This is a genomic window from Arthrobacter echini (assembly GCF_004803505.1).
Lineage (GTDB): Bacteria > Actinomycetota > Actinomycetes > Actinomycetales > Micrococcaceae > Arthrobacter_D > Arthrobacter_D echini.
In genome coordinates this window covers 215208-238527 of record NZ_SSWH01000002.1, presented here as the reverse complement: position 1 = coordinate 238527, position 23320 = coordinate 215208, and the positions used below count along the sequence as shown (strand labels likewise).

Here is a 23320-nt window from a genome sequence, read left to right as displayed (position 1 = left end):
GTCGGTACGCCCCACGGAGGGCCTCGCCTCAGGAGGACCCGCACCCTCTCAGGGGTGCGGGTTCTTCTGCGTCTGTGCCTCAGGCAACTCTGGCGGCGCCCGCTCCGGGAAGGACGCCGAAGATCCCAGGCCGCCTCAGGCCCGCGGCGGCGAACGCCTTCTCGACGGCGGCGCCGATGTGTGCGCTGTCGGCGGCCCGGATGAGCGCCAGCGCAGAGCCACCGAAGCCCCCGCCGGTCATGCGTGCCCCGAGCGACCCGGCATCGAGCGCCGTGTCGACGGCGAGGTCGAGTTCTCTCGAGGAGATCTCGAAGTCGTCCCGCATGGAGGCGTGACTGGCGACCAGCAGCGGGCCGAGACCGGCCGGCCCCGCGTCGAGGACGTCCACGGCGTCGAGGACGCGAGCGTTCTCGGTCACCACGTGACGCACCCTGCGGAAGGTCTGCTCGTCGAGCAGCCCCGCTGCCTCGGCCAGATCCCCGACGGAGAGATCGCGCAGGGCGGGCACGGCCAGCAGTTCGGCCCCGAGCTCGCAGGAGCGGCGACGCTCGGCGTATCCACCCGTGGCGTGCGCATGGGTGACACGCGTATCGATGACCAGCAGGGCGAGGCCCGCGCCCTCGAGATCGAGGCGGACGAGCCGCGAGTCCCCGGAGCGGCAGTCGAGGAAGACAGCGTGCCCGGCTTCGCCGAGGAGGGAGGCCGACTGGTCCATGATGCCGGTCGGAGCGCCGACCATCCGGTTCTCGGCGAGCTGCCCGATCACCGCGAGTTCCCGCCGCGACACCCCGGCGCCGGCGAGGTCGTTGACGGCGAGGGCGACCGAGCATTCCAGAGCCGCCGAGGAGGACAGGCCGGCGCCCACCGGGACGCCGGAGTCGACGAGGATGTCCATGCCGGGGCAGCGATGTCCCGAGTGCTCCATGGCCCAGAGCACCCCGAGCGGATAGGCCGCCCAGCCCTGCACCGTGCCCTCCTCGAGGGAATCGAGATCCACCGTCACCGGGTCCTCACCCGGCGCCAGGGTGGAGGCGACCCGCACGAACCGGTCCGTCCGGACCGCTGCGGCCGCGGTCGTGGACTGCCCGATGGCGAACGGCAGGACGAGGCCGTCGTTGTAGTCCGTGTGCTCACCCACGAGATTGACGCGGCCCGGCGCCGACCACAGCCCATCGGGTTCACGACCGAAGCGGTCGTCGAAGACTTCCGCGAGACAGCGGGGCGCGCTGATCATGCCCTCCCTTCCCGGGATCCAGCGGCAGCAGAGGCAGGAGCAGCAGCGGATGGTGCGGGGTCCGGTGTCGCCTCCCGCAGAGCTGCGGCGACCTTCTCCGGTGTGGTGTCGTTGATGAAGGCGCCCATGGCCGCCTCCGACCCGGCAAGGAACTTCAGCTTGTCGGCAGCACGGCGCGGTGACGTGAGCTGCAGGTGGAAACAGCTCGCGGGGCGCACGGTCGCGTCCAGAGGCGCCTGCTGCCATGCCGCGATGTACGGGGTCGGCGTCGGGTAGAGGTTGTCGACGCGGGCCAGGACATCGAGGTACACCGCCGTGAGCTCATCGCGCTCGGCACCGGACAGGCCGGTGAAGTCGGCAACCTGGCGGTGCGGCACCAGATGCACCTCGAGCGGCCAGCGGGCTGCGAAGGGAACGAAGGCACTGAAGTGCCGACCCTCGATGATCATGCGGTCCCCGGACTCCCGTTCCGAGGCCAGGGCCTCACCCATGAGTGTGCGCGTCCCACCGGAGGCCTCGAAGAACTCGGCCGCTCGTGAGGCAAGTGTCGCGGCCCTCGGAGGGATGAAGGGGTAGGCGTAGATCTGGCCGTGCGGATGCAGCAGGGTGACGCCGATCTCCGCACCACGGTTCTCGAAACAGAAGACCTGCCTGATCCCCGGCATCGCCGAGAGCGCCTCGGTGCGATGCGCCCAGGCTTCGACGACGGTCCTGGCCCGCTCGAAACCCAGCGACCCGAAGGAACCATCGTGTTCGGAATCGAACGCGACGACCTCGCACCGACCGTACGCCGTCGACGTCGTGCCCCACCCCGGCGCCGGGGGGAGCTCGCCCAGCTCGGGACCGAAGGACGGGAACCGATTCTCGAACACCACGACCTCGTAGTCGGGGGCGGGGACCTCCGAGTGGTTGACCTCCGTCGTCGGGCACAGCGGACAGTGCTCGGCGGGCGGCAGGTGGGTTCTACCCTGGCGGTGTGCCGCGACGGCGATCCACTCACCGGTCAGGGCATCGAAACGCGTGGTCCCGGCCGGCCCGCGCGGCGGAAGCGCGCGGTCGTCATGCACGACACCCGGCTCCCGGTGCAGATCGGCGTTCGCCTCGCGCTCATCGAAGTAGATCAGCTCTCGTCCGTCGGACAGCCTGGTGGGGGTGATGTAGGTCATGGACCAAGAAACTATCACCGGGACTGTGCCCGTCGGCCGATCATGACGGACCCGTACGGCTGTAGCATCACTGGATGATCCCGGAGACCCCAGCACTGGCCAGCGGAACCAACTACACGCTCAGGGCCGGATCCTCGACCGTCGTCGTCGCGAGCCTGGCGGCGGCACTGAGATCCTACGAGCAGGACGGTGTGGCCCTCACCGAGACGTGGGGGGACGACGACATCCCCGCAGGCGGCGCCGGCATCATGCTGGCGCCCTGGCCCAACCGGGTGGCGCACGGCCGGTGGTCCCTGAACGGTACTCAACAGCAACTCGACATCACCGAACCGTCCAGGGGCAACGCGATCCACGGGCTCCTGCGCAACACCGGCTACCAGAGCCTCGACGTCGGGGACTCCCACGTGGTCCTCCAGGCGGAGATCTTCCCCCAGCACGGATATCCCTTCCACCTGCTCCATCGGGTGACCTACGAGCTCACAGCGGATCAGCTCCGTGTCACCCAGGAGCTCACCAATCTCTCGGCGGCGCCCGCACCCTTCGCCCTCGGCGCCCATCCCTATCTCAAGATCTCCGACGTGCCCACCCAGGAGCTCACCATCACCGTCCGCGCGGGGCGGATGTTCCTCACCGACGAGTCCGCGATTCCGACAGGAACAGCGGAGGTCTCCGGACAGCACGACCTTCGTTCGGGCCGGCGGATCGGCGACATCGCGTTCGACACCGCGTTCACCGGCCTGGATCCTGTCGACGGCCGCTTCGAGCATGTGCTCTCGGCGCCCGACGGGCGGAGAGTGACCCTCTGGGCAGATGCGTCGTTCTCCTACGCCCATGTCTACGTCAGCACCAGCTATCCCGGTGTCGCCAAGGCCGTGGCGATCGAGCCGATGACGGCGCCGGCCGATGCACTCAACTCGGGGGAGGGCCTGCGCTGGCTCGACCCGGGAGCATCCTTCTCGGCCGGATGGGGCATACTGCCGGCCCTCCGGTAGCTGGTGAGGTCTTCTTCTGTGGAAGGATTGGTCCATGCAGCGCCTGCCTGGAGCACCACGGAACAGCGTGCTGCAGCGCGCCGCGCGAGGGCCCGGGATCACCGGGCCGGTGGGCGGGCGTTCCGCGCCACCGGCCGGCACCCCAGGACCTCACGCCGCAGCCTCGGCGCCAGCACTCCAGGAAGAGATGCCCCAGTGATCGAGCAGACCCTCACCTCCCCATCAGCACCCCCGGCCGGGAGCACAGCGGGCCGCGACCCGGAGCCCGCGCTGCCGGTCACGCTGGCCGACGTCGAGGCCGCCCAGCGGACCCTGCAGGGCGTCATCGCCCTGACGCCCGTCGAGCAGTCCCGTGCCCTGGGCCGGCTGACCGGCTCCGTCGTGTCCCTGAAGTGCGAGAACCTCCAGCGCGCCGGCTCGTTCAAGGTCCGCGGGGCCTACAACCGGATGGCGCAACTGACCGAGGCGGAGCGTTCCCGCGGCGTCGTCGCGGCATCGGCGGGCAATCACGCCCAGGGCGTCGCCGTCGCCGCGGCGAAGCTCGGCATCTCCGCGCGCATCTACATGCCGCTCGGCGTCGCCCTGCCCAAACTCGCCGCGACGCGCGGACACGGAGCCGAGGTGATCCTGCACGGCCACACCGTGGACGAGGCACTCGCCGAGGCGAAGAGGTATGCCGATGCCAAGGGATCCATCTTCGTGCACCCCTTCGACGACACGGACGTCGTCGCAGGCCAGGGAACCATCGGTCTGGAGATCCTGGAGCAGGTGCCCGACGTCGACACCATCCTCATGGGGGTCGGCGGAGGGGGTCTGCTGGCCGGGGTCGCCGTCGCCGTGAAGGCACGCGCGAGGGAGCTCGGGCGCACCATCCGGATCATCGGGGTGCAGGCCGAGAACGCCGCGGCCTACCCGCCGTCCCTGGCGGCCGATGCCCTCGTGCCCCTGACCAGGGTCTCGACGATCGCGGACGGGATCGCCGTGGGGAGCCCCGGCCAGTTGCCGTTCTCCATCATCCGCGAACTCGTCGACGACGTCATGACCGTGAGCGAGGACTCGCTCGCGCGTGCACTGATCTTCCTCATGGAACGCTCCAAGCTGGTCGTCGAGCCCGCGGGCGCGGTCGGGGTGGCGGCGCTGCTCGACGGGAAGCTGACGGCGGGCGGCGCCGATCCCGGGAAAACCGTGGTGGTGCTCTCCGGCGGGAACATCGACCCGATGCTGATGCTGAAGGTCATCCAGCGCGGTCTCGCCGCTGCGGGGCGCTACCTGGTGGTGCGCATGCTGCTCGACGACAGACCGGGCTCCCTGGCCACGATCTCCCGCATCATCGCGGAATCGGACGCCAATGTGACCGGCGTCGACCACACGCGCGTGGGCGGGTCGATCAGCATGGGCGACGTCGCGATCACCATCAACATGGAGACCAAGGGCGAGGAGCACTGCGAGGAGGTCCTCGGCAATCTGCGCGCCGAGGGCTTCCAGCCGATGGTCATCCGGGGCTGAACGATGAGGCCACTGGCGCGCAGGGCGCAGGCCGGTCTGCTGACGGTGCTCGGTCTGGTCGGATCGATGTGGGCGGTGTTCCTCCTGAACGTACTGCTCGGCAATCTGCTCGTGCGGACCCTCGGCATAGCCCCACGGCGCGTCGACGGGCTCGACGGCATCGTCTTCGCGCCGCTCCTGCACGGTGGGGTGGACCATCTGGTCAGCAATACTCTTCCACTGCTGGTCCTGGGGTTCCTCGCGTTCCTGGAGGGGGTCCGACGCTTCGTCGTCGCGGTCGGGATCAGCTGGTTCGCCTCGGGCCTGGGCACCTGGCTCTTCGGTGGGGGACTGACCATCGGCGCCTCGGGCGTTGTCTTCGGCCTGTTCGCCTATCTCGTCACGCGGGGTTTCTACAACCGTGACTGGAAGCAGATCCTCCTCGCCGTCGTCCTCTTCCTCGTCTACGGGTCGATCCTCTGGGGAGTCCTTCCCACGGTCGGCTCGAACGTCTCCTGGCAGGCACACCTCTTCGGCGCGCTCGGCGGTGTCGCGGCAGCGTCGATGCTCAGGCGGCGGTCCGGCGCACTGCGGCCGGACCGCCCCGAGCCGGGTTCCTAGCGGCTGGGAGAGCTGAACCCGACGGATCAGCCGACGTAGGGCGTCGCCGAGATGATGTCGACGGTGATCTGCTTGCCGTTCGGCGCAGTGTAGGTGACGGAGTCACCGGCCTTCGTTCCCTGGATCGCCGCTCCCAGGGGGGACCTCTCGCTGTAGACCACGATATCCGTGCCCCCGGCCACCTCGCGGCTACCGAGGAGGAAGTCCTCGACCTCGCCCGCGATCCTCGCGGAGACCATCATGCCGGGCTCGACGACGCCGTCGTCGGCCGGGGCTTCGCCCACATGGGCGTCCCTGAGCAGTTCCGTGAGCTGACGGATCCGGCCCTCGGCCTTGCCCTGTTCCTCCTTGGCAGCGTGGTATCCGCCGTTCTCCTTGAGGTCCCCCTCCGAACGGGCCTGTTCGATGCGGGCGACGATCTCCGCGCGGCCCGGCCCGGAGAGGTGATCGAGCTCGCTCTTGAGCCGATCGTAGGCTTCCTGCGTGAGCCAGGCGACAGAGGCGTCATTGGTGGTCATGGGCTAACTCCTTCGGTACGGCCTTCCGCCGGGTGCGGTGCGGTTCAGGGATGCTCGGGTGGTGACGGGGGGCCACCACCAAACAAACACCCCGCTTCTGGTGGCTGGTCGGCCGGTGAAGCGGGGTGGAACGTCTCGCTCCATTCTAGAGGGGCAGGAGCCATAACCCAAGAAGCCCGTGCGGAGGGACTCAGTCCTCGACGATCCAGCAGGCGTTGACGCCACCCGATACAGCCGGTGAATCGGTGCGCATCTGCGTGCGCTGCGCTGTCGTCCTGCCGTTGTTCGCGCCGTCCTCCGGACCGTTCGCACCGATGGTCACGATCTTCCAGCCGACCACCCCGTAGTTCTCGCTGAGCGCCTGCACGGCGCACTGCGCCGACGCGGAGCGGTCCTTCGTCACCTCGAAATCGACACTCACCCGGCCGTCGGCGTCGAGGGAGAAGCCGACGTCCTTGGCGTCCACGGGCGCGCTGCCGGTGGTGAGGGCGACGGCGCCGGCGGCCACGACCGCCGCGAGCAGCGCGGCGATGGTGAGCAGGCGTGCGCGGAGGGGTCGTCGCGCCGGCTTTGGTGTGCCGTAGCGATTGGCTACTCTGGAAGATGGCGTATGGGCGGAACTCACATTCCCATTTTACTGCCCAGCAGCTACGGCATCCTCCCCCCGCCATCCACCCCAGCAGAGCCAGGAGCACGCAGTGCCAACCCATGATCACATGCCGGCGTCCCGTGAGGGCTACCGCCTCCTCACGGTCCACGCCCACCCGGACGACGAGTCGAGCAAGGGTGCGGCCACCATGGCCGGCTACGCGGCGTCCGGAGCCGAGGTGATGGTGGCGACCTGCACCGGTGGTGAGCGCGGTGACATCCTCAACGCCAAGATGGAGGACGATCCGCACGGTGGACGAGATCTCCCGGGTCTGCGCCGGCTGGAGATGGCGCACGCGGTCGCCGAGCTCGGCGTCCGGCACCGCTGGATCGGATTCGCCGACTCGGGTCTGCCCGAGGGGGATCCGCTGCCGGACCTACCGTTCGGCTGCTTCGCGCTGCAGCCCCTCGAGCGCGCCGCTGCGCCCCTCGTGAAGCTCATCCGCGAGTTCAGGCCCCACGTGATCATCAGCTACGACGAGAACGGAGGCTACCCGCACCCGGACCACATCATGGCGCATCGCGTCGCGGTCGAGGCGTTCCGGGCGGCGTCGGATCCAGGGCGCTATCCGGGGACGGGCGAGGCATGGTCCGTGTCCAAGCTCTACTACGACCGCGCCTTCAATCCGGAGCGTTTCCAGGCGCTCCACGACGAGCTCGAGGCGGCCGGACTGGAGTCACCCTACGCCGAACGCCTGGCGCAGTGGCTCGAGGCGGACGCGGAGGGCCACCAGCCTCCCGCCCCCACCCATCCGACGACGACGCAGATCGAGTGCGGCAACTTCTTCGAGCACCGTGAGCGCGCGCTCCTCGCCCACCGCACCCAGGTCGACCCCGAGGGCTTCTTCTTCGCCGTCTCCATCGACATGCAGCGTCAGGTCTGGCCCTACGAGGACTACTCGCTCATCGAGAGCCGTGTGGAGTCGACACTGCCCGAGAACGATCTCTTCGCCGGGATCACACCCTGAGGTGCGGCTCCGCACTCCTTCTGTCCGGCGTAGAATCACCCAGGACGGTCCAGGGTGAACTGTTGCGAGCTTGGAAAGTGGTGCCAGAGTGTTCCTTGAGCTGATCGTGGCTGCGACGACGCCCTCCGACGAGGCGACACTGCGGCCGGATATCGACCCGGCGTCGGTGACGCCGGGCATCGAGGGCTTCCTCGCGACGCTGTTCGTCGTCGTGCTGGTCATCTTCCTGATCCGGGACATGGTCAAGCGCATCAGGCGTGTCCGCTATGCCGGCGAGGTGGAGCAGGCGCGGGCACACCAGCAGGCGACGACGCCGGGAGGCGGAAGCCCGACGGTGCCGGGCCAGGTTCCGGGCGACAGGCGCCGGTCCTCCGGTGGTCACCCCGCAAGCGGCGGGAAGCACGGTCCGGACACCAGGTGAGGACCACCACGAGGATCGCAGTACACGGCCGGTAGGTGCTGAGCGGTCACCGAGGCCGGCACGTATCCGTGGATCAGCCCGGCACAGGGTTCAACGCACAGGGTTCAGGACGGCCAGCATGATCGCGATGAAATGGGCCGCGAACGCCACCACGGTGAGGGCGTGGAACAGTTCGTGGAAACCGAAGACGCGCAGTGAGAAATTCGGCGCCTTGATCCCGTAGAACACGGCACCCGTGATGTAGAGGACGCCTCCCACGCAGATGAGGATCGCCGCCGGGACATTCGCCGCGAAGAACTCCGGCAGGTAGAACAGCGAGCCGAGGCCGAGGGCCACGTAGATGGGTACGTAGAGCCATCGCGGCGCATCGACCCAGAAGTTGCGGAACAGGACCCCGGCGACTGCACCGCTCCAGATGACCCACAGCAGGGTCTCGGCCTTGCTCCGCTCGAGGAGCGCCCAGGCCAGCGGCGTGTAGGACCCGGCGATGACGAGCATGATGTTCGTGTGGTCGAGCCGCTTGAGGACCGCCTTCGAGCGCGGACCCCAGGTGCCCCGGTGGTAGACGGCGCTGATGCCGAAGAGGAGCACACCCGTGAGAGCATAGATGCTCGATGCAACCCTGAGTCCCGGCGTCGGTGCCAGCACGACCAGTACCACGCCCGCGGCGATCGCCAGCGGCGTGGCGGCTGCGTGGATCCAGCCACGCCACACCGGCTTGGTCGCGAGCGCATCGGCGAGCGGGCCGGCAACGGTGTCGACCACATTCCCGAAGGCCGTCTCCTCCTGTCGAGCACCATGTCGAGCACCCTGCCGAGCATCGTGTCGGTCGGAGTCCGGAGAGCGCGGAGCAGGAGCCGGGCGACGCGGTGTCATGCCTCGATTCTAGCTCAGCGGGCTCCGGGCGAGCCCGGACAGCGAGCATGCCGCGACGCAGCAGAGGGTCTGGTTCAGCGTCCCGACGGCCGACTGCCGGTACGGTATGAAAGGTATGGCCGGTCCCGGTCCCGGCCGCGCAGCAGTCCACCGGCTGCTCCGCTCGGCCGGGAACAGGCGGAGCAGCGATCAGGGGAGGGTACACGCGCGTGACGTGGAATTTCCCTGCGGTCGGCTACAGCTTCTACGAACGCAGACTCCAGCGTCAGCTGGTACCCGAGCGGATCCCGCACCATATCGGTGTGATGGTCGACGGCAATCGACGCTGGGCCAAGCTGGCCGGTGCGCCCACGAGTCACGGCCACCGCGCCGGCGCCGACAAGATCCACGAGTTCCTGGGCTGGTGCGAGGAACTCGGGGTGGACGTCGTCACGCTCTACATGCTCTCCACCGACAACATGGGCCGACCCCAGGAGGAGATCGATCAGCTCCTGGCGATCATCGCGGACACCCTGGACCGGCTGGGTGAGAGCAATCGTGTGCGCGTGCAACCCGTGGGTGCCCTGGACCTGCTGCCGGAGGATCTGAGCAGCAAGCTCGAGGCGCTCTCGGTCTCGACGGAGAAGATCGACGGCCTCCACGTGAACGTGGCGGTGGGCTACGGGGGGCGGCGGGAGATCGTCGACGCCGTCAAGGAGCTGATGCACGACGCGGCAGGCAGGGGCATGTCCCTCGATGCCCTCGCGGACGAGCTCACCGATCAGCACATCTCCTCGTTCCTCTACACACGAGGTCAGCAGGATCCCGACCTCGTCATCCGCACCTCGGGTGAGCAGCGACTGTCCGGTTTCCTCATGTGGCAGAGCGCGTACAGCGAGTTCTACTTCTGCGAAGCGCTGTGGCCCGACTTCCGGCGCGTCGACTTCCTGCGCGCCCTGCGTGACTTCGGCCGGCGCCAGCGGCGCTTCGGCTCCTGAGGACCGCCGGAGGAATCGGCGTACTGTGGGCTTCATCACAGGGTTGATGACCCACCGGAAGAGTAGCGTGCGGCAGATGAGCAGCGTAGCGGAGACCTCGGGCAATGTCGGCGGAACGGGTGAGGCACGGATGCGCGGGCGCATCGCCCTCCCCGGCATCCTGCTCGGGGTGGGTCTCGGCGGCTTCGTCGACGGGATCCTCCTGCATCAGATCCTGCAGTGGCACCACATGCTCAGCAGTTCGGGAAGCGCCAATATCGATATCGGTGACTACCCGGTGACCACTGTGCACGGACTGGAGATGAACACGCTGTGGGACGGGGTCTTCCACACGATCACCTGGCTCGCCGTACTGGCCGGACTGGGGATCCTCTACTCCCGCGTGACGCACTCGCGTGGCCGACTATGGGCATCACGCGTGCTCTGGGGCTGGATCCTGGTCGGTTGGGGAGTGTTCAACGTCGTCGAGGGCGTCATCGACCACCACATCCTGGGCATCCACCACGTGATCAGCGGTGAGTACCAGGGCGCAGCAGACATTGCCTTCCTCGTCCTCGGGGCCGTACTGATCCTCGTCGGCTGGCTGGTGCAGCGCTCGGGTCGGTCCCTCGACAGCGCCGACCGGCCGGAGCGTGCGTCCGGACGATGATCGCCGCTCACGGGGCCGGTCATGCTGCCACCGGCGGGTGGGGGGTAACTCTCCCGGTCGTCCTCGCGGTCGTGCTCCTGGTGGCTCTTGCAGGCACCTACGTGCTGGCCGCACGGCACAGGAGGCATGACGGACGAGGATGGAGCCGCTGGCGTACGGGCAGCTTTCTGGCGGGGATCGGGCTGCTGATCGTGGCCCTCGTGCCGCAGGTCTCCGCCTTCCCTCCGGGCAGCTTCGCCGCGCACATGTACCAGCATCTGCTGATCGGCATGTACGCCCCGCTGGCTCTGGTCCTCGGGGCCCCGGTGACCCTGCTCCTGCGCTCGCTTCCCACCCGCCAGGGTCGGAGGATCGGCCGCGTGCTCGGCTCCGTCGCCCTCGGCTTCCTGGCCCATCCGGTCACGGCACTGCTCCTGAATCTCGGCGGCCTGTACCTGCTGTACTTCACCGGACTGTATGTGCTCATCACCGAGCACCAGGTACTGCATCACCTGGTGCACCTCCACTTCCTGGCCGCCGGCTACCTGTTCGCCCATGCCATCGCCGGTCCCGATCCGGCGCCGCACCGCCCCTCGGTACCGTCGCGGCTGGTGGTCCTCGGCATCGCCATCGCAGGGCACGCCGTCCTGGCCCAGCTGCTCTATGCGGGAACTCCGGTCCAGGTGCCTGCGCCGGGCGCGGATCTGCGTGCCGGTGCCGACCTGATGTACTACGGCGGCGACATCGCCGAACTGCTCCTGGCGTTCGCCATGGTCAGCTCCTGGCGGCCCGGCAGGAACGCTGCGCGACGACGTCGGGTTGCAGGGGCGACCCAGATCACCGAACGACAACAATGACAACAATATGGACGAATACCGCCGAATGTGCTGGACGGTCCGCCTCGCGCGTGCAATAGTCGATGCTCGCATGAAACGCTGATGGAGATCAGGCCGGAACCGGTTCACGAGACCGCACGGCATCACTATGGGAGGACTATTCATCATGACCACCGCGAACACATCCCGATCCAATGTCCGGACGCCGGTACAGACAGGGGCGCTGGTCGTCGGTGTCGTGTTCCTGCTCGTCGGTGTTCTGGGCTTCATCCCCGGCGCCACCACCAACTACGACGAAATGCAGTTCGCGGGCCACGAGTCGGGTGCATTGCTGCTGAACCTCTTCCAGGTCTCGGTGCTGCACAATATCGTGCACCTGCTCTTCGGCGTTGCCGGCGTGGCGCTCGCCCGCACGGCAGGCGCGGCCCGTTCCTACCTCCTCGTCGGAGGAATCATCTATCTCGTGCTGTGGATCTACGGTCTGATCGTCGACCCGATGGCGGCGAGCAACTTCGTACCGCTCAACAACGCCGACAACTGGCTGCACCTGGGTCTCGGCGTCGGCATGATCCTCCTGGCGCTCGTGCTGCCCCGGCGACGCGATCGGGTCGACACCACCACGACCCGCGTCTGACGCTCGAGCGAGATCCGATCCGATCCGGTTCGGCTGAGGCCCCGGGACATCTCGTCCCGGGGCCTCTTCCATGCCCTGGAGCAGAGCATCCACAGAGCCTGCGACGCCGTGGTGGCGCCCTCGGGCATCACGTAGCGTGGACCCGTGATCGCGGCGCTGGCTGAGTACCGGGGGCAGGACCCCGTTGCCCTGGTGCTCCTCGGGGTCGCGCTGCTCGGTTTCCTCCTCATCGGTGTACGGCTCAGCGTCATCGACTGGCGGACCCACCGTCTGCCGGACCGGATCGTGCTGCCGAGCTACCCCGTGGCCGTCCTCCTGCTCGGCGCAGCGGCGATCAGTGCCGGCCAGTGGCACCGGGTCATCGCCATGCTCGCCGGTGGTGCGATCCTCTGGACGGGCTTCGCCGCACTGCACCTGCTGAACCGCCGCGGCCTGGGCTTCGGAGACGTGAAGCTCGCCGGGCTGCTCGGGCTCTACCTCGGCTTCGCCGGGTGGTCGGCGCTCTGGTGGGGGCCCGCGTTCGGCTTCGTCCTGGGCGGGCTCTGGAGCGCCGCACTCATTCTCGCCCGCAGGGCGGGTCCGGGCTCCGCCATCGCCTTCGGTCCGTTCCTGATCGCCGGCGCTGCGCTCGCGCTCGCTGTACTACCGTGAAGGGCATGCCCACACCGGACTTCGTCCTCGCCCTGCGCAGCAGGATCGGCCACGACCCGCTCTGGCTGCCAGGAGTGGGCGGAGTGGTCCTCGACGACGCCGGCCGCGTTCTCCTCGGCCGTCGCGCGGACGACGGCAGGTGGACGATCATCACCGGGATGGTCGAACCCGGTGAGGAACCCGCCGTCGCCCTCAAGCGGGAGTGCGAGGAGGAGACCGGCGTCGTCGTGGAGGTCGAGTACCTGCTGGACACCGGCGTGGTCGGTCCGATCACCTTCCCCAACGGGGACGTGTGCACGTTCCTGAACCTGGACTTCCGCTGCCGTTGGGTGAGTGGGACGGCCCGGGTGAACGACGACGAGTCCCTCGACGTCCGCTGGTTCCCCCTCGATCAGCTGCCGGAGCTGAACGCGCGCCACCGCGCACTCGTCCTCGGTGCCGGCAGCTTCGACGGCGTGACGCGCTTCGTCTCCTGAGTCCTGCCCGGGTTCGTGGCCCCGCCGACGCTCAGGCCTGCGGAGGACGCGTCATCGAGAGGACGTCGAGGGCCGAGTCCAGCTGCTCCTCAGTGAGCTCGCCGCGCTCCACGAAACCCAGGGCGACGACTGCCTCACGCACCGTGAGTCCCTCCGCGACCGCCTTCTTCGCGATCTTCGCCGCGTTCTCGTAGCCGATGTGCTTGTTCAGCGGCGTCACGATGGAGGGGGAGGCCTCGGCGAGGAAGCGGGCGCGCTCCACGTTCGCGGTGATGCCGTCGATCATGCGATCGGCGGAGACCCGCGTGGAGTTGCTCAGCAGACGGATGGACTCGAGCACGTTGCGGGCGATCACGGGGATGCCGACGTTGAGCTCGAATGCGCCATTGGTTCCCGACCACGCGACGGTGGCGTCGTTGCCGACCACCTGCGCGCACACCATGATGACGGCCTCGGCGACGACCGGGTTCACCTTGCCGGGCATGATGGACGACCCGGGCTGGAGATCGGGCAGCGCGATCTCCCCGAGGCCCGTGTTCGGTCCGGAGCCGAGCCAGCGCAGATCGTTGTGGATCTTGGTGAGCGAGACCGCGATGGTGCGCAGCATTCCCGAGATCTCCACCAGCCCGTCGCGATTGGCCTGCGCCTCGAAGTGATCGCGGGCCTCGGTGAGGGGCAGTCCCGTGTCCTCGGCCAGGAGTTCGATCACGCGGGCCGAGAAGCCGGCCGGGGTGTTGATACCGGTGCCGACCGCGGTTCCGCCGAGAGGGACCTCCGCGACACGGGGGAGCGAGGCGTGGATACGCTCGATGCCGTAGCGGACCTGAGCCGCGTATCCGCCGAACTCCTGGCCGAGCGTGACCGGGGTTGCGTCCATCAGGTGGGTGCGGCCGGACTTGACGACGTCGCTGAACTCCGTCGCCTTGCGCTCGAGCGCCTCGGCGAGATGAGTCAGGGCCGGGACGAGGTCCTTCACGAGGGCGGAGGTGGCAGCGACGTGCACGGAGGTGGGGAAGACGTCGTTCGAGGACTGCGAGGCGTTGACGTGGTCGTTGGGATGGACGGTCGTAGAGCTGCCGGAGGCCTCGAGGGCACGGGAGGCCAGGGTCGCGATGACCTCGTTGGTGTTCATGTTCGAGGACGTCCCCGAGCCGGTCTGGTAGATGTCGATCGGGAAGTCGCCGTCGTAGCGTCCTGCTGCGACGTCCTCGGCCGCTGATTCGATGGCCCGGGCGCGCTCGGCGTCGAGCACCCCGAGTTCGGCGTTCGCCGTCGCGGCTGCCTTCTTGATCCGCGCGAGTGCCTCGATGTGGGCGCGTTCGAGCGTGGTGCCGGAGATCGGGAAGTTCTCGACGGCCCGCTGCGTCTGGGCGCTGTACAGCGCGTCGACGGGGACCCGGACCTCACCCATGGTGTCGTGTTCGATCCGGTATCCGGCACTCTCCGTGCCGCTCGGGGAATCGGTGGTGGAGTCGGGCCCGGACGCAGCTGAGTCAGTCATGCGGTCATTCTCGCGCTCAGGTCTCCACGGAGCCAAATCCGGAGACCAGGACGGCCTTTCCCTCGTCGAGGCGGTAGGAGACACCGACGACGGCAACCGTCCCGGCGTCCACTGCGTTCGAGATGATCCGCGAACTGTCCACGAGGCGCTCGGTGGTCTGCCGGGTGTGCTCGATCACCGTGGCGTTCACATCGGTGACCCCCGCTCTCCGGGCCGTGAGGACCGAGGGCGTGATCCGCTCCACGAGATCGCGGATGAACCCGGCGGGCATGGTGCCCGTCTCGACGGTGTCGATGGTCGCGGTCACGGCGCCGCAGCTGTCGTGCCCGAGGACCACGATCAGCGGCACGCCGAGGATCTCGACGCTGTACTCGAGGGAGCCGAGGACGGCGTCGTCGATCACCTGGCCCGCCGTGCGCACCACGAAGACGTCGCCGAGACCGAGATCGAAGATGATCTCCGCCGCCAGCCGGGAGTCCGAGCAGCCGAAGATGACCGCGAACGGGTGCTGCGTGTTGACGAGCGAGGCCCGCCGGGAGGCGTCCTGATTGGGATGGGAGGCATCGGCATTGACGAATCGCGCATTGCCCTCCTGCAGCCTGAGCCAGGCGGCGGCGGGGGTCAGTTCATGGGTCATAAGTCGCCACTGTACTGCGGTGAGCGCGTCGGGCGGGAGGCGTCAGCCGTCCGCGTCGGCGGAGGACACGCGGTCGGCTTCCTCGGCCTCGTTCTGGCGGATGTCCTCGATCGTCGCAGCGCCCAGGCTGTCGAACTCCGGGAGCTCCGCCTCGCCGTTGAGGATCACCGTGGATCCGTCGACATCGGTTCTCAGGACTGTGTCGCCGTCCGGGGCGTCGAGCAGCTCCCACTCGAGACCGCCGATGGTCCGCGCTCCGGAGACCTGCGCGTCACCGATCCGCTGGGCGACCCAGGTGGGATTCGCGTCGTCGGTCTGGGTGAGCTGGATGAATCCGGCATCGGAGGTCAGGAAGCCGACCTCCCAGAAGTCGACGCCGTCGCTGCGGCCGGTCACCCAGCGCGCGTAGTTGGAGGACCAGTCGTCCAGCTCGGGCGCCGCGGGAAGATACCCGGCGTCCCCTGCTGCCTGACGGGCGACCGTCGCCACGTCGATGTCGCGCTGATACGTCTCGGGCGTGTGCGGGGGATTGAGGAAGTACACCGGAAGAACGACGGCGATGGTCGCGCCGGTCGCGATGAGCATTCCACGGGCTGTCGAACCTGCGCGTCTGGACTGACTCGCCGTGAGACTGATGGGGGGTGCGTCGTCGTTCAGCTCGGCGTCGCGTTCCGCTTCCGACGCCCGTCCCGGTGCAGGCCGCTGCTCGCCGGCGGATCCCTCCGCTGGGCGCGCAGCGGTCCCGGGATCGCCCGGCTCGTCATCTCGATCGGTCACGAGTCCATTTTCGCTGATGCGGAGCGCGTGACCTAACCGTCCCGGATCGGCGCGTGGATCGTACGTGCCGGACGCCGGGGCACGGACGCGCCTATGATGACAGCTACGGAACAGGCACCAGCCGCACCGCCTGCCCACCTTCGACGATGAGGATTGACGTGGCCACGAATGCAACGAATGCCCAGTACTCGACGCTCTCACCGGCCCTGGCCGTCGGCGACGACGAGCCGGACCGCAATCTGGCCCTCGAGCTGGTCCGCGTCACGGAGGCCGCAGCCATCGCGGGCGGTCACTGGGTGGGTTTCGGGGACAAGAACCTGGCCGACGGTGCTGCGGTGGACGCCATGCGCTCGCTGCTGCAGACCGTCCACTTCAACGGCGTCGTGGTCATCGGGGAGGGTGAGAAGGACGAGGCTCCCATGCTCTTCAACGGGGAGCGCGTGGGCGACGGCAGTGGTCCGGAGTGCGACGTCGCCGTCGATCCCATCGACGGGACGCGCCTGACGGCGCTGGGGATCAACAACGCGCTCGCGGTGCTCGCCGTTGCCGAGCGGGGTTCCATGTTCGACCCCTCCGCGGTGTTCTACATGGAGAAGCTGGTCACGGGCCCGGAAGCCGCCGACATGGTGGACCTGCGCCTGCCGGTCAAGCAGAATCTGCACCTGATCGCAAAGGCGAACAACAAGAAAGTCAGCCAGCTCAATGTCATGATCCTGGACCGCGACCGGCACAAGCCGCTCGTGGAGGAGATCCGTGAGGCCGGCGCGCGGACGAAGTTCATCATGGACGGCGACGTCGCCGGGGCCATCGCTGCAGCCCGTGAGGGAACCGACGTCGACGCCCTGATGGGCATCGGCGGGACCCCGGAGGGCATCGTGACCGCGTGTGCCATCAAGTCGCTCGGCGGTGTCATCCAGGGCAGGCTCTGGCCCACCAGCGACGAGGAGAAGCAGAAGGCCATCGACGCCGGCCACGATCTCGATCGCGTCCTGTCCACCGACGACCTCGTCACGAGCGACAACTGCTACTTCGCGGCGACGGGCATCACCGACGGCGACATGCTGCGCGGCGTGCGCTACAGCAAGGACAAGGTGCTCACGCAGTCCATGGTGATGCGCTCGAAGTCCGGCACCATCCGGGTGGTCGACGGCGAGCACCAGGCCCACAAGTGGGAGAGCTACGCCCGCGTGAACCAGTAGTCGGTCAGGACAGTCCGCCCGCCGTCGGCCGGTCCGGACGCCGCGCACCGATAGGCTGGTTCGATGAGTCTTTCCGTGTCGCCGTGCCTCGACCGCGCCCTCTGGGACGCAACCGTCAACGAGCTGGAGGGCCATCCCCAGCAGCTGTGGGGCTGGGGGCAGACGAAGGCGGCCCACGGCTGGAGCGCCGACCGTCTCCTCGTGATGGAGGACGACGTGGTGATCGGCGCGGCCCAGCTCGTGCTCAGGGCCCTGCCCGTGCCCCTGCGCAGCCTCGCGTACCTCCCGAGGGGACCGCAGGTGCGACAGGGCAGGGCGGCAGAGGTGTTGCACGCCGTCGCGGAGTACGTCCGATCCACGCACCGCTCCGTGGCACTGAGCATCGAACCGGACTGGGATGCGACGAGCGCCGAGGCCAGGGCCCTGCCCGGCAGCGGCTTCAGGGCGAGTGGGAACACGATCCTGATCCCGCGCACGCTCATCCTCGATCTGCGCCGCTCGGAGGACGACCTGCTGGGCGGCATGTCCAAGAAGCACCGGCAGTACATCCGGAAGTCGGGCCGGGAGGACCTGGACATCCGCCGGGTCGAGCGCGGTGAACTCGGTGCGTGCCTCGACGTCTACCGGCTGACGGCGCAGCGGGCCGGCTTCGGCATCCACGAGGACTCCTACTACCTCGACATCTTCGACAACCTCGGCGACGCCTCGCCGGTCTACGCGGCGTTCCGGGGCCACGACGTCGTCGCCTTTTTGTGGCTCTCCACGAGTCGGGTGACCTCCTTCGAGCTCTACGGCGGCATGACGGAGGAGGGGGAGAGACTGCGCGCCAACTACGCGCTGAAGTGGTTCGCCATCCGGGAGATGAAGGCGCGCGGCGTTGCCCGCTACGACTTCAACGGTCTGCTCAACGACGGCGTCTCCCGCTTCAAGATGGGCTGGGCGGAGCACGAGAACCAGCTCGCTGGCACCTGGGACCTGCCGCTCTCGCGCTACTACCCGCTGTTCGACCGCCTGCTGCCCCTGGCCAGGCGCGGTATGCAGCAGGCGCGCCGGCAGGCAGCGCGCATACAGCCCGTACTCCATGAACTGCGCGGCAGGGTTCGCGGCGGGAACAGCTAGCGGGACTCGTCCCCGTCGACGTCGCGCGCACCGACACCGGCGTCGGAGGGCCCGGCTGTGCCGACGGTCACCGCGAAGGCGAGCACGGGACCGGCGGTAGCGCCGTGCTCGTCGGCCGCCGGGCGGACGATCAGGGGCGCTTCGGCGGCCCCCACGAAGGCGCTCGCGCCCCGCGGGACGGACAGGGTGGAACGCGGGGTGTCGAGCAGGATCGGACCGCTCACGGCCAGGACCACCACCGGTCCGTTCTGGACCACCGGGACATGGGCGGGTGCGGCATCGGCATGCGTGGTCCCGGCAGGAGGAGTCACGCCACCGGCCCGCCCCGCACCGCTCCCGCCAGGCCTGGCATGTCCGGGTCCTGCTGTGGAATCAGCGAGGACGATGCGCTGGAGCTGGAACTCGTCGAACGGAGGACGGTACAGCTCCTGGTCGAACAGGGTGTACTCGGGCAGCAGCGTCGGCGGAGCCGTGGCTTCGAAGACCACCGTCTCGAGCAGTTCGTCGGGAGCCACGTGCTTGGACGTCAGGCCTCCGCGCAGCACGTTGTCCGAGGAGGCCATCACCTCGATGCCCAGCCCGCTCAGATAGGCGTGGACGTTCCCCGCGGGCAGGTAGATCGCTTCTCCCGGTCGGAGCGAGACGCGGTTCAGCAGCAGTGCCACGAGGACGCCCGGGTCTTCCGGGTACTGGGCGGAGAGCTCCCTGACGGTCGCCAGATCGAGCACGACGGCGTCGTCGGTCCTCCGGGGTACTGCCGCGGACACCGGTCCGGGAGCGGCAGCACCGGCCGATTCCTCGCGGCGATCGATCTGCCCGACGGCGTCCGCGACCTCCTTCACGATGCCGGGGGCTGCGTGCAGCAACTGCGTGAAGACCGCGCGCAAGGCCTCCTCGCCTCCTGCGACGAGCCGTGCCGCCACGGAGTCGAGGAGATCGTGCGCCGGCGATCCGGGTTCGACGGCCGTGGCGAGGAAGGCGAAGGTGGCAACGGCGTCGGACAGCGGCCTGAACCCGCAGAGTGCCTCGAAGTCCGAGAGGGGATAGAGCATCTCGGGCTTGGGGTTGCGGTCGCGGTAGGTGCGGTGCGCAGCGGAACGGGGCACGCCGTCGGACTCCTCGGCGTCGAAGCCCGCCGCGGCCTGCTCCGCGCTGGGATGGACCTGCAGGGACAGCGCGGAGTCGGCCGCGAGCACCTTCAGCAGGAAGGGCAGCCGGTCACCGAACCGCTCTGCCGTCGCCTCGCCGAGGAGTCCCTTCGGATCCTCACCGATGATCTCGTCGAGACCCGGCCCGTCACCGTGCCGGTCCGCGATGCGCGAGGGGGAGTCCGGATGGGCGCCGATCCAGAGCTCGGCCTCGGGCTCACCGGAGGGTTCCCTGCCCAGCAGATCGGCAATGGCATGCCGGGATCCCCAGGCGTAGGGGCGGAGCGTGCTGTCCAGCAGATGCATCGTCGGAGTCCTTCGGGAGGGGGCAGTGGACAAGATGGAAGGACGGCGGGTACGCGCGGTTCAGGCCGGCGAGCACTCGCCGTTGTCGTCGAGGAGTTCGCTCAGCGTGGCGTCGTCCCCGATGGTGGCGAGCTCCTGCAGGTACTGCTCGGTGATGCCGCTGCCGGTGTCCTGCGCAGGCAGCATCCCGACGACTCCTGCGCGCTCCAGCTCGAGAGGGCGGATCGCCCCGGCGTCCGCGACATCCTCCGCGAGCATGGTCCGCACGCGCGAGTGCACGCGATCCAGATCCGGGTAGGTGGCGAAGTTCTCCTCCACGGTACCGAAATCCGGTGCGCCGATGGTCAGTCGGCGGGTCGACTGACCCTGGGCCTTGAGGGCCAGATCGACGAAGCCCGCCAGCTGATCCTGCGCGATGTCCGTCTCGACGATCTGCGTACCGGCAGCGGCGATGGACTGGAACCGCGTGATGAGGGTCGCCGGATCCAGCTGGGCGATCATCGCCTGCTGCACGCACTGCTGCCGGGAGATGCGGTGGTAGTCCGTGACGAACTCGCGGCTTCTGGCATACCAGAGAGCGTGGTACCCATCCAGTCTCTGGACGCCCGGCGCTATCCAGCCGTCGGGCGGATAGTGCCGGACGGGGTCGGTGCCGGGAATCTCCGCGGCAGTGATCGGGACCCAGCCCCCGACGTCGATGGTGACACCTCCCATCGCATTGATGAGCTGTTCGAATCCGCTCATGTCCACCAGCACATAGGCCTGGACGTCGATGCCGAGCACACCGCTCGCCGCGTCCATCATGGCTGCCGCTCCCGGATCAGCGGCATCGGGATACAGCTCGGCGTAGTTCTGGGTCACCTCGGTGTAGAGGCTGTTGATGATGCACTCGTCCCCGCACGAGTAGCCGTCCGGGAAGACCTGTTGGAGCGGAGAGCCGTCGGGGAACGGCGCGTTCTGGAAGTTCCTCGGGATACTGAAGGTCACGGTGGAGCCGGTCCCGGCGTCGACGCTGATCACCGAGATGCTGTCCGGTCGGCGTCCGGTGCGGTCCTCACCGGCATCGCCGCCCATGAGCAGGAAGTTGTAGCGCCCGTCCACAGGCTCGAACGCCGGTCCCGAGGAGAAGATGGAACCGACGGTCGAGCGCCCGACACCGAGGACATAGGCGCCGTAAGCGAGGGATCCGCTGGTGAGCACCATGAGAAGCGCCATGGTGGCCGCGACGGCAGGACGGACCGCGCGATCGAGCAACGGTAGGCGGATCAGGCGCAGCGTGTTCACGAACAGCAGGGCCCAGCCGAGTGCGATCCCGAGCAGCGCGACGATGATGGCCAGTGACCACCAGCGATGCGTGACGATGCCGACCAGCAGCGACCTGTCGGCCAGCGCGAGCACCAGGGACAGCAGGACGAGCGCCCAGCAGGCGAAGGTGACGCGCAGTGCGCGCCGGCCCAACCCGCGGTCGCCGGCGACGATCTGCGCCGAACCCGGCAGCAGGAGCGTCATGAGCAGGAGGACGAAAGCACGCCTGGTACGGACCTTCGGGGGAGCGGAGCGTGGAAAACGAACGGGATCGGTCAGGGAGGTGCTGCTGCCGACGGCGGTCCGGGTGCGGGTGAGGCTCACGAGTCTGCTGCCGTCGACCCGGCGATCCGGGATCGCAGCGCTGCACCCTTGTGCTCGGCCGTCTCCCGGAGCGCCTGTGCGAAATCACCGAGCTGTCGCTGCAGCGTCCGTGCCTGCTCGTCGGTCCCGGCGGCGAGGATGCGCACGGCGAGGAGTCCGGCATTGCGCGCCCCTCCGATCGACACCGTTGCCACGGGTACACCGGCCGGCATCTGCACCATCGAGAGCAGGGAGTCCATCCCGTCGAGATGACGCAGTGGAACCGGGACTCCGATCACCGGCAGTGGGGTCACCGATGCCAGCATTCCCGGCAGATGAGCTGCGCCACCGGCGCCGGCGATGATGACCCGCACTCCACGCGCGTGGGCGCTCCGGCCGTACTCGATCATGTCGCTCGGCATCCGGTGGGCGGAGAGGACGTCGGCCTCGTAGGGGACGGCGAACTCGGCCAGCGCTGCTGCTGCGGCTTCCATGACGGGCCAGTCGGAGTCCGATCCCATCACGAGCCCTACCTGCGCGTCGGTCACTGTGTTCCCTTCGATCATGCGTGGTCGGTGGAGGGCATCCCGGTACCGTCGCGAAGTGTCCCGGCAACCCCCGCGGCCCGTGCACGCACGGCCTCGAGCGGTTCTCCCTGCGCGGCAAGTGCGTTGACGTGGCCGATCTTGCGGCCAGGACGGACGTCCTTGCCGTAGAAGTGCACCTTAGCGGATGGTCCTGAGGACATACCGGGCGGGTAGGCGGCGTAGATATCGGTGTTCGGACCTCCGAGGATGTTTTTCATCACAGCGTACTGGCGCACCGGATCCGTGGCGCCGAGCGGGAGATCGAGCACCGCACGCAGGTGCTGTTCGAACTGACCGGTCAGCGAGCCGTCCATGGTCCAGTGGCCGGAATTGTGCGGGCGCATGGCGAGCTCGTTGACGAGGTATCCCACGCCCGTCCCCGGGGTCTCGAACAGCTCGACCGCCATGACGCCGGTGACGCCGAGACGCTCGGCGATCCGCAGCCCGGCCGCCGTCACGGCGTCGGCGATCGCCGCGGGTAGCCCCGGGGCGGGTGCGATCACCTCGTCGCACACGCTGTCGACCTGGATCGACTCCACGACGGGCCAGGCGAGCGACTCACCCGAGGGGCGCCTGGCCACCAGGACGGAGAGCTCGCGGCTGAAGGGGACGAACTGCTCCACGAGCAGGTCCCCGCCGGTGAACCAGGCGGCAGCCTCCGCGACCCCGGCGGCATCCTGCAGTACGAGGACTCCCTTGCCGTCGTACCCGCCGCGGGGAGTCTTCAGGACCACGGGCCAGCCTGCCTCGACGGCGAAGGCCTCGATCCCGGCGGCGTCCCGCACGGCCCGCCAGCGGGGATTCGGCAGTCCGAGATCCTCGACGGCACGCCTCATGACGAGCTTGTCCTGGGCATGCAGCAGCGCCGAGGGAGATGGCTGGATGGAGACTCCGTCGGCTGCCAACTGCTCGAGCAGCTCACCCGGTACGTGTTCGTGGTCGAACGTCACGACGTCGACCCCGGCGGCGAAGTCGCGCAGCGTCTGAAGGTCGCGGTAGTCCCCGATGCTCGAATGTGCCACGGCCGCGACCGCCGAGACGTCCGGGCCCTCGGCGAGGACGCGGAGCTCGATGCCCAGTTCGACGGCGGGGCCTGCCATCATCCGGGCGAGTTGCCCACCGCCGATCACACCTACCACTGGAAATGTCATCACCACAGATTACCGGCCACAGTGACAGCTCCCCTGCGGGCCGGGCGCGATCCCTGCCGCAGGGACAGCGGGAAGGGCCGTAAAATGGGACCGATCACGCCGCGGAGAGCTCTGCCCGGCGGCCCGTTCCGCGGGCCACCGACGGACTCTCCTGCG

Annotated in this window: 25 protein-coding genes; 13 read left to right on the top strand and 12 right to left on the bottom strand. The window is 68.7% G+C overall.

The window, feature by feature from the left end; genetic code table 11:
* Window positions 1–79: 79 nt before the first annotated feature.
* Together galK and galT are read right to left on the bottom strand one after the other, a co-directional pair.
* Window positions 80–1234, bottom strand: a complete 1155-nt coding sequence (gene galK / locus E8P82_RS03480; protein ID WP_136453097.1) for a galactokinase — start codon at window positions 1232–1234, stop codon at window positions 80–82.
* Complete coding sequence (galT, locus tag E8P82_RS03475; RefSeq protein ID WP_136453096.1) at window positions 1231–2400, bottom strand: galactose-1-phosphate uridylyltransferase; 1170 nt, start codon at window positions 2398–2400, stop codon at window positions 1231–1233. The genes galK and galT overlap by 4 nt, the downstream gene beginning before the upstream one ends.
* 74 nt (window positions 2401–2474) lie before the next feature.
* Here galT and E8P82_RS03470 point away from each other — a divergent pair, with 74 nt between their 5' ends.
* From E8P82_RS03470 to E8P82_RS03460, 3 genes are all read left to right on the top strand, one after another.
* Window positions 2475–3392, top strand: coding sequence for an aldose 1-epimerase family protein (locus tag E8P82_RS03470; RefSeq protein WP_136453095.1), 918 nt, complete (start codon window positions 2475–2477; stop codon window positions 3390–3392).
* A gap of 270 nt (window positions 3393–3662) precedes the next feature.
* Entirely contained in the window at window positions 3663–4898 is a 1236-nt protein-coding gene (gene ilvA, locus E8P82_RS03465) for a threonine ammonia-lyase (RefSeq protein ID WP_136453227.1), read from the top strand.
* Between the two features lie 3 nt (window positions 4899–4901).
* The gene (locus E8P82_RS03460) at window positions 4902–5498 is read left to right on the top strand and encodes a rhomboid family intramembrane serine protease (RefSeq protein WP_136453094.1); all 597 of its coding nucleotides are present in this window, start codon (window positions 4902–4904) and stop codon (window positions 5496–5498) included.
* Between the two features lie 26 nt (window positions 5499–5524).
* Here E8P82_RS03460 and greA read toward each other — a convergent pair whose 3' ends face one another.
* Together greA and E8P82_RS03450 are read right to left on the bottom strand one after the other, a co-directional pair.
* Window positions 5525–6016: a transcription elongation factor GreA gene (greA, locus tag E8P82_RS03455; RefSeq protein ID WP_136453093.1), complete on the bottom strand. Its 492-nt coding sequence runs from the start codon at window positions 6014–6016 to the stop codon at window positions 5525–5527.
* A gap of 190 nt (window positions 6017–6206) precedes the next feature.
* Complete coding sequence (locus E8P82_RS03450; RefSeq protein WP_246020923.1) at window positions 6207–6641, bottom strand: DUF4307 domain-containing protein; 435 nt, start codon at window positions 6639–6641, stop codon at window positions 6207–6209.
* Window positions 6642–6732: 91 nt separating this feature from the next.
* On the opposite strand from E8P82_RS03450, the gene mca reads away from it, so the two are divergent.
* A complete protein-coding gene (gene mca / locus E8P82_RS03445; protein WP_136453225.1) occupies window positions 6733–7632 on the top strand; it encodes a mycothiol conjugate amidase Mca in 900 nt (299 codons plus the stop codon).
* Between the two features lie 88 nt (window positions 7633–7720).
* Window positions 7721–8053, top strand: coding sequence for a hypothetical protein (locus E8P82_RS03440; protein WP_136453092.1), 333 nt, complete (start codon window positions 7721–7723; stop codon window positions 8051–8053).
* A 90-nt stretch (window positions 8054–8143) separates the two neighbouring features.
* On the opposite strand, the gene trhA is transcribed toward E8P82_RS03440, so the two are convergent.
* The gene (gene trhA, locus E8P82_RS03435; protein WP_136453091.1) at window positions 8144–8929 is read right to left on the bottom strand and encodes a PAQR family membrane homeostasis protein TrhA; all 786 of its coding nucleotides are present in this window, start codon (window positions 8927–8929) and stop codon (window positions 8144–8146) included.
* A 209-nt stretch (window positions 8930–9138) separates the two neighbouring features.
* Between trhA and E8P82_RS03430 the strand changes: the two genes are divergently transcribed.
* The 6 genes from E8P82_RS03430 to E8P82_RS03405 all read left to right on the top strand — a co-directional run bounded on the left by E8P82_RS03430 (window position 9139) and on the right by E8P82_RS03405 (window position 13131).
* Entirely contained in the window at window positions 9139–9906 is a 768-nt protein-coding gene (locus E8P82_RS03430; RefSeq protein ID WP_136453090.1) for an isoprenyl transferase, read from the top strand.
* 76 nt (window positions 9907–9982) lie between these two features.
* On the top strand, window positions 9983–10555 hold the full coding sequence (locus E8P82_RS03425) for a DUF2243 domain-containing protein (RefSeq protein WP_211096786.1): 573 nt from the start codon (window positions 9983–9985) through the stop codon (window positions 10553–10555).
* Window positions 10552–11391 (top strand): cytochrome c oxidase assembly protein, encoded by an 840-nt coding sequence (locus tag E8P82_RS03420; RefSeq protein ID WP_136453089.1) that lies wholly within the window; start codon window positions 10552–10554, stop codon window positions 11389–11391. The genes E8P82_RS03425 and E8P82_RS03420 overlap by 4 nt, the downstream gene beginning before the upstream one ends.
* A gap of 145 nt (window positions 11392–11536) precedes the next feature.
* Entirely contained in the window at window positions 11537–12004 is a 468-nt protein-coding gene (locus tag E8P82_RS03415) for a DUF4383 domain-containing protein (RefSeq protein WP_136453088.1), read from the top strand.
* 144 nt (window positions 12005–12148) lie between these two features.
* Window positions 12149–12655 (top strand): prepilin peptidase, encoded by a 507-nt coding sequence (locus E8P82_RS03410; RefSeq protein ID WP_136453087.1) that lies wholly within the window; start codon window positions 12149–12151, stop codon window positions 12653–12655.
* 5 nt (window positions 12656–12660) lie between these two features.
* Complete coding sequence (locus tag E8P82_RS03405) at window positions 12661–13131, top strand: NUDIX hydrolase (protein ID WP_136453086.1); 471 nt, start codon at window positions 12661–12663, stop codon at window positions 13129–13131.
* A gap of 31 nt (window positions 13132–13162) precedes the next feature.
* Here E8P82_RS03405 and E8P82_RS03400 read toward each other — a convergent pair whose 3' ends face one another.
* The 3 genes from E8P82_RS03400 to E8P82_RS03390 are packed head-to-tail and all read right to left on the bottom strand — an operon-like array spanning window position 13163 to window position 16046.
* Window positions 13163–14632 carry a class II fumarate hydratase gene (locus E8P82_RS03400; protein ID WP_136453085.1) on the bottom strand — a complete coding sequence of 490 codons (1470 nt, stop codon included), beginning with the start codon at window positions 14630–14632 and terminating at the stop codon, window positions 13163–13165.
* Between the two features lie 16 nt (window positions 14633–14648).
* Window positions 14649–15269: a carbonic anhydrase gene (locus E8P82_RS03395; protein ID WP_136453084.1), complete on the bottom strand. Its 621-nt coding sequence runs from the start codon at window positions 15267–15269 to the stop codon at window positions 14649–14651.
* A 42-nt stretch (window positions 15270–15311) separates the two neighbouring features.
* Window positions 15312–16046 (bottom strand): DUF4245 domain-containing protein, encoded by a 735-nt coding sequence (locus tag E8P82_RS03390; protein WP_246020922.1) that lies wholly within the window; start codon window positions 16044–16046, stop codon window positions 15312–15314.
* Between the two features lie 146 nt (window positions 16047–16192).
* Here E8P82_RS03390 and glpX point away from each other — a divergent pair, with 146 nt between their 5' ends.
* Complete coding sequence (gene glpX, locus E8P82_RS03385; RefSeq protein ID WP_136453083.1) at window positions 16193–17245, top strand: class II fructose-bisphosphatase; 1053 nt, start codon at window positions 16193–16195, stop codon at window positions 17243–17245.
* Window positions 17246–17308: 63 nt separating this feature from the next.
* Entirely contained in the window at window positions 17309–18364 is a 1056-nt protein-coding gene (locus E8P82_RS03380; RefSeq protein WP_136453082.1) for a lipid II:glycine glycyltransferase FemX, read from the top strand.
* Here E8P82_RS03380 and manA read toward each other — a convergent pair.
* The 4 genes from manA to E8P82_RS03360 are packed head-to-tail and all read right to left on the bottom strand — an operon-like array spanning window position 18361 to window position 23164.
* On the bottom strand, window positions 18361–19818 hold the full coding sequence (gene manA, locus E8P82_RS03375) for a mannose-6-phosphate isomerase, class I (RefSeq protein WP_136453081.1): 1458 nt from the start codon (window positions 19816–19818) through the stop codon (window positions 18361–18363). The two genes, E8P82_RS03380 and manA, sit on opposite strands and share 4 nt — an antisense overlap.
* 60 nt (window positions 19819–19878) lie before the next feature.
* Window positions 19879–21447 (bottom strand): LCP family protein, encoded by a 1569-nt coding sequence (locus E8P82_RS03370; RefSeq protein WP_246020921.1) that lies wholly within the window; start codon window positions 21445–21447, stop codon window positions 19879–19881.
* Window positions 21444–21992 carry a 5-(carboxyamino)imidazole ribonucleotide mutase gene (gene purE / locus E8P82_RS03365; RefSeq protein WP_136453080.1) on the bottom strand — a complete coding sequence of 183 codons (549 nt, stop codon included), beginning with the start codon at window positions 21990–21992 and terminating at the stop codon, window positions 21444–21446. Before purE ends, E8P82_RS03370 begins: the two co-directional genes overlap by 4 nt.
* Window positions 21989–23164 carry a 5-(carboxyamino)imidazole ribonucleotide synthase gene (locus E8P82_RS03360; protein ID WP_136453079.1) on the bottom strand — a complete coding sequence of 392 codons (1176 nt, stop codon included), beginning with the start codon at window positions 23162–23164 and terminating at the stop codon, window positions 21989–21991. The genes purE and E8P82_RS03360 overlap by 4 nt, the downstream gene beginning before the upstream one ends.
* Window positions 23165–23320: the final 156 nt, after the last annotated feature.

Bases quoted from the DNA above. Each gene is read 5' to 3' on its own strand.
- galK (WP_136453097.1), bottom strand. From the start codon at position 1,234: ATGATCAGCGCGCCCCGCTGTCTCGCGGAAGTCTTCGACGACCGCTTC.
- galT (WP_136453096.1), bottom strand. From the start codon at position 2,400: ATGACCTACATCACCCCCACCAGGCTGTCCGACGGACGAGAGCTGATC.
- E8P82_RS03470 (WP_136453095.1), top strand. From the start codon at position 2,475: ATGATCCCGGAGACCCCAGCACTGGCCAGCGGAACCAACTACACGCTC.
- E8P82_RS03460 (WP_136453094.1), top strand. From the start codon at position 4,902: ATGAGGCCACTGGCGCGCAGGGCGCAGGCCGGTCTGCTGACGGTGCTC.
- greA (WP_136453093.1), bottom strand. From the start codon at position 6,016: ATGACCACCAATGACGCCTCTGTCGCCTGGCTCACGCAGGAAGCCTAC.
- mca (WP_136453225.1), top strand. From the start codon at position 6,733: ATGCCGGCGTCCCGTGAGGGCTACCGCCTCCTCACGGTCCACGCCCAC.
- trhA (WP_136453091.1), bottom strand. From the start codon at position 8,929: ATGACACCGCGTCGCCCGGCTCCTGCTCCGCGCTCTCCGGACTCCGAC.
- E8P82_RS03425 (WP_211096786.1), top strand. From the start codon at position 9,983: ATGAGCAGCGTAGCGGAGACCTCGGGCAATGTCGGCGGAACGGGTGAG.
- E8P82_RS03420 (WP_136453089.1), top strand. From the start codon at position 10,552: ATGATCGCCGCTCACGGGGCCGGTCATGCTGCCACCGGCGGGTGGGGG.
- E8P82_RS03415 (WP_136453088.1), top strand. From the start codon at position 11,537: ATGACCACCGCGAACACATCCCGATCCAATGTCCGGACGCCGGTACAG.
- E8P82_RS03405 (WP_136453086.1), top strand. From the start codon at position 12,661: ATGCCCACACCGGACTTCGTCCTCGCCCTGCGCAGCAGGATCGGCCAC.
- E8P82_RS03400 (WP_136453085.1), bottom strand. From the start codon at position 14,632: ATGACTGACTCAGCTGCGTCCGGGCCCGACTCCACCACCGATTCCCCG.
- E8P82_RS03395 (WP_136453084.1), bottom strand. From the start codon at position 15,269: ATGACCCATGAACTGACCCCCGCCGCCGCCTGGCTCAGGCTGCAGGAG.
- glpX (WP_136453083.1), top strand. From the start codon at position 16,193: ATGAGGATTGACGTGGCCACGAATGCAACGAATGCCCAGTACTCGACG.
- E8P82_RS03380 (WP_136453082.1), top strand. From the start codon at position 17,309: ATGAGTCTTTCCGTGTCGCCGTGCCTCGACCGCGCCCTCTGGGACGCA.
- manA (WP_136453081.1), bottom strand. From the start codon at position 19,818: ATGCATCTGCTGGACAGCACGCTCCGCCCCTACGCCTGGGGATCCCGG.
- purE (WP_136453080.1), bottom strand. From the start codon at position 21,992: ATGATCGAAGGGAACACAGTGACCGACGCGCAGGTAGGGCTCGTGATG.
- E8P82_RS03360 (WP_136453079.1), bottom strand. From the start codon at position 23,164: ATGACATTTCCAGTGGTAGGTGTGATCGGCGGTGGGCAACTCGCCCGG.